This is a genomic window from Nocardiopsis lucentensis DSM 44048 (assembly GCF_000341125.1).
GTDB lineage: Bacteria > Actinomycetota > Actinomycetes > Streptosporangiales > Streptosporangiaceae > Nocardiopsis > Nocardiopsis lucentensis.
Genome location: NZ_ANBC01000757.1, coordinates 1 through 2367, shown reverse-complemented (window position 1 = coordinate 2367; position 2367 = coordinate 1). Strand labels below are relative to the sequence as shown.

Genomic DNA, 2367 nt, shown 5'->3' with positions numbered 1-2367 from the left:
GCGGGGGGGGGGGGGGGAGCCACAGCACGGCGGCGGTCTGGGTCAGGCCGAGGACCAGGAGCGCGAACGTCGGCGGTGTGGTGTTGCCCAGCTCCTGACCCGGCACGGTCACCATGCTGGTCGGGTAGGGGCCCGGCATGGTCAGTGCCAACAGCAGAGCGAACCCGCACAGGGCGGCCGCGGCGGTGACGAGGGGACGCGGCCGGGACCAGCGGTCCCGCCACAGGAAGCCGAGTTGGTGCATGGCCAGCCAGACCAGCAGGTAGTTGGCGTCGCCGACGAGGGGGAGGCCAAAGCCCAGCCGTGCGGTGTCCGAGGCCAGGACGAGACCGATGAGGACCAGTGGTACCGCGGCCCCCCACCGGCGGTGCAGCCCGTGTGTCAGCGGGGCGAGGGCGACGACGCCCAGGTAGGCGGCCAGGAACCACAGCGGGATGGCGGCGGCCCACAGCGCCAGGCCGACGAGCTCGGGCGGGGTCCCCAGCAGCAGCGCGGCGACCGCGACCGCCCACACGGCGGCCAGGAACGCGGTGGTCGGGCGGAGCAGGCGGTCCGTGCGCCCCAGCACCCAGCCGAGCCCGTCGCCGCCCTTGTCCCGGTGCGAGGTCAGGGAGGCCGCGTTGGCGTACCCGCCGACCAGGAAGAACACCGGCATGACCTGGAACAGCCACGTCAACGGGCGGGTCCAGGCGAGGATACCGAGGGCGTTGCTTCCGGCGATCCCGTCGTCGGTGGTCACCACCACGGCCAGCCAGTGGCCCAGGACCACGAGCACGATGGCCAGCGCGCGCAGCAGGTCCACGTAGCGGTCGCGGCGCTTCGGGGTCGAGCGCGCGGTCCGCCGTATGCGCGTGAGGACCGCTGGTGTTCTGGGGTGCCAGGTGCGGGGCATGGGACGCGACCACCGATCCGGGTCCGACTGTTTCACTCCGTGTAGTCTCACCCATCCTTAGGGTGATCGCCGGTGCGGCCCGCCAGGATCCTTGACCGCGCCCATGCCCGGGGGCGTGCGGAGGGGCGCACGGTTCGTCGGGCGGTGCGTTCCGTGGTGGAAAAGGTGTGCTGCCCGGTGGCTGTGGGGGGCGGGGCCCTCCGGAGTGGGTCAGGCCCGGCTGGCCGCTGCCAGGTGCCCGGGTCGGGCGTGGGCCGGATTCAGCGCTCGCGTGGGGACCCGGACGTGTTCGGCACGGCGCATGGGAGCGCTTCCAAAAACTCGTGAAACCCCCTTGTCGTGAGCTGGGGGCATCTGTAAGGCTTGTGCCCCATTCACTCCGTGACGCCATGGTGGCACGGTGTCAGGTGGATGGGCCGCGCGACTTCCCCACCCCCAGCCGAGCCGGGCCGATCCGCGCACGGCCCCACGCGGTGGACGCCGACCGCGAGGCCCGGGCACGCAGTTTGGAGCTGTCGGATGAGCCCGACCACCGTCCCCCGAAGCCCCCGCATCCCCGGAATCCTCCGGCCCCGTCGACACCGCCCGCCGCGCCGCCCGGGAGCGGGCGTCCTCTCGGCGGCCGCGGTCGCCGTCCTGGCGGTCGTGGGGCTGGCCGCGCAGCAGGGCGCGGTCCCGGTGGACGCCCAGCTCGTCCACGCGTCCCCGTCCTCCCCGGTGTCGCGGGCCGCACCCGGCGACCTGGTCTGGGCCGACGAGTTCGACGGACCCGCCGGGAGCGCTCCCGACCCCGCCAGGTGGCGGCACGAGACCGGTGACCACGGGTGGGGCAACGCCGAACTCCAGAACTACACCACCAGCCGGGCCAACTCCGCGCTCGACGGGAACGGCAACCTCGTCATCACCGCGCGGAGGGAGAGCGACGGCTCCTACACCTCCGCCCGGATGACCACCCAGGACCGGTTCGAGCGCGCCTACGGCCGTTTCGAGGCGCGTATCCGCATCCCCGAGGGGCAGGGCATCTGGCCCGCCTTCTGGATGCTCGGGGACAGCTTCCCCGACACCCCCTGGCCCGACTCCGGTGAGATCGACATCATGGAGAACATCGGCCGCGAACCCCACCTCGTGCACGGCACGGTGCACGGACCGGGCTACTCGGGCGCGGATGGCATCGGGGCGCCCTACGCCCACCCCCAGGGCTGGGCGTTCGCCGACGACTTCCACGTCTTCGCGGTCGACTGGACCCCCGACGCCATCACCTGGTCGGTGGACGGCGTCGCCTTCCAGACCCTCACCCCCGCCGACCTGGGCGGCGACCCCTGGGTCTTCGACCACCCGTTCTTCATGATCCTCAACGTCGCGGTCGGCGGCACCTGGCCCGGCTACCCCGACGGCACCACCCGGTTCCCCCAGCAGATGCTCGTGGACTACGTCCGCGTCTACGACAACGGCACCGGATCCGGGGAACCGACCGG

2 protein-coding genes are annotated in these 2367 nt (G+C 72.9%); one reads left to right on the top strand and one right to left on the bottom strand.

The window, feature by feature from the left end; translation table 11 throughout:
* The coding region (locus tag D471_RS36325) for an acyltransferase family protein (RefSeq protein WP_017601364.1) at positions 1-892 on the bottom strand (892 nt) is incomplete at its 3' end.
* A 519-nt stretch (positions 893-1411) separates the two neighbouring features.
* Here D471_RS36325 and D471_RS36320 point away from each other — a divergent pair.
* On the top strand, positions 1412-2367 hold a 956-nt coding region (locus D471_RS36320; protein ID WP_017601363.1), incomplete at its 3' end, for a glycoside hydrolase family 16 protein.